Raw genomic sequence first — 1,601 nt, 5'->3', positions numbered from 1 at the left:
TTTTTTCGCTTACTTTTTCAGCAAACCCTAACTATTTCTTAATTTCCGTTTAACCAATATATCCCCGATTATTAATAACCGCTCAAAAGGAGATTTTGGGCTAAGGATTGCCAACAAATACAAGTCGCCCCACAGCTACGATAAAACCACCCACAGCAGTAATTAAAATTCCAATCAACGTCCAGATTTGCGCCTGTTGCGACCCTTTGATTTCTTTGATTTGTTCCCCTAATGTATCGAGTTTGGGTGTAATTCCCTCGTCGAGCTTGGTTTCAACCTTGGCTAATCTCAGGTTCATATCATTAAAATTTTTATCTAGCTGGTCGATTTTGCCATCTAGTTTGTTCTCTAAATGATCGAGCTTGTTGTCTAGTTTCTCGAACTTTTCATCAACTTTGTCAAAACGTTTTTCAATTCGATTGAGAATTTCTTTAATATCGGACTCGATTTGAATATTACTCATGAGATATACTTTTTGTTAGATATGTTTTTTTTCATTGAATCCCCACCGACTACCAATCAAAGGGGATTCTCTTATTTTATGGCGTAACTGTGATTAACGAATAGTTACAGAGTATTCTTGTTGTTCGCTCAAAGATGCCCAACCAATTGCACCTTGAGCGTCAGCTTTGAGTTTGGCTCTAATCTTAGTTAAATCTGGTTTATGAGTTACCCTGACATATTCGGTTGGTAATTCTTCGGTCGGAACGTTTAACAGTACTTGGGGTTGTTTCTTCCTCAAACTGATTTTGGCAGATACCCTATCTATGCGTTTGACATCGGAACGTACCATCTGGGCAATTAGATATTTTCGCAATCGATTGGCTTCATTTTCTGCTTGTTTTGCCAAAGCTTGTATTCTCTTGGCTTCTTCCTTTCTGGCTGCTGCTAGAGCTTCTTGATGGCGGATAAAACTAGCTACCTGTTCTGCTTTACTCTTAAAAGATTCTCCAGCTTCTAACCATTGATTGAAGGTTTCTTCTAACTTGATTTCTCGTTCTCCATCGCTTAAAGTTTCGTCTTCTTGGATTAAAGAAATCGCGGTTTCTAATTCTTGAATCTCGTCCGATAATTCCCAGAGTCTAGTTGCTTGAGTCATAGTTGAAAATTCTTGTTGTTGTTGTTTCTAATAAAAGCGATCGCTCTCCTTTATGGCGATCGCCATAAAGGAGATATGTACTAAAAATCCCCATCACTCAATTGATGAACATGACTAATCCAAGCCAATGCTTTCTTGCCATTACTATCATTTAGAGAGTCAAACTCAGCCTTTAGTTGTTTTTTCGGTACATCGGGTAATTTCTTTTCAGCCCAAGCGATCGCTAATGTATTTCTCTGGATTAGTTGAAAATTCTTCAATCCATTCGTTAATAGCCTCAAACATGATGGGAACTAAGACAAATGAGGGAATTTGACTGTATTCGCTCTCTGCATAGATAAAGTTTTCGGCGGTGTCTTCTAAACAATCTTCAAGAGCAATGGTGTATCGATCTGATTTTTGGGTCATGATGAATTCGGTGAAACTTGATTGAATTTATAATCCCACTTTTCTCACAAATTAAGTTGAAAGCCAATTTAAAGCTTAAAAGTTGAAGATTTTT

General features: G+C 37.5%; 3 protein-coding genes. All 3 read right to left on the bottom strand.

All coding sequences use genetic code 11. The features are described 5' to 3' along the window. Window positions 1-100: 100 nt before the first annotated feature. Window positions 101-463 carry a hemolysin XhlA family protein gene (locus H1P_RS33220; protein ID WP_144875735.1) on the bottom strand — a complete coding sequence of 121 codons (363 nt, stop codon included), beginning with the start codon at window positions 461-463 and terminating at the stop codon, window positions 101-103. Window positions 464-556: 93 nt separating this feature from the next. Then, window positions 557-1,099, bottom strand: a complete 543-nt coding sequence (locus tag H1P_RS33215) for a siphovirus Gp157 family protein (protein ID WP_144875733.1) — start codon at window positions 1,097-1,099, stop codon at window positions 557-559. Between the two features lie 207 nt (window positions 1,100-1,306). Beyond that, window positions 1,307-1,507: a hypothetical protein gene (locus H1P_RS33210; RefSeq protein WP_144875731.1), complete on the bottom strand. Its 201-nt coding sequence runs from the start codon at window positions 1,505-1,507 to the stop codon at window positions 1,307-1,309. Window positions 1,508-1,601 lie beyond the last annotated feature (94 nt).

Source organism: Hyella patelloides LEGE 07179 (assembly GCF_900659865.1).
Classification (GTDB): domain Bacteria; phylum Cyanobacteriota; class Cyanobacteriia; order Cyanobacteriales; family Xenococcaceae; genus Hyella; species Hyella patelloides.
Note: the sequence above shows the minus strand (reverse complement) of the source record. Positions and strands in the feature narration are given on the sequence as shown.

Coding starts and splice junctions, on each gene's coding strand:
- H1P_RS33215 (WP_144875733.1), bottom strand. CDS start 1,099: ATGACTCAAGCAACTAGACTCTGGGAATTATCGGACGAGATTCAAGAA.
- H1P_RS33210 (WP_144875731.1), bottom strand. CDS start 1,507: ATGACCCAAAAATCAGATCGATACACCATTGCTCTTGAAGATTGTTTA.
- H1P_RS33220 (WP_144875735.1), bottom strand. CDS start 463: ATGAGTAATATTCAAATCGAGTCCGATATTAAAGAAATTCTCAATCGA.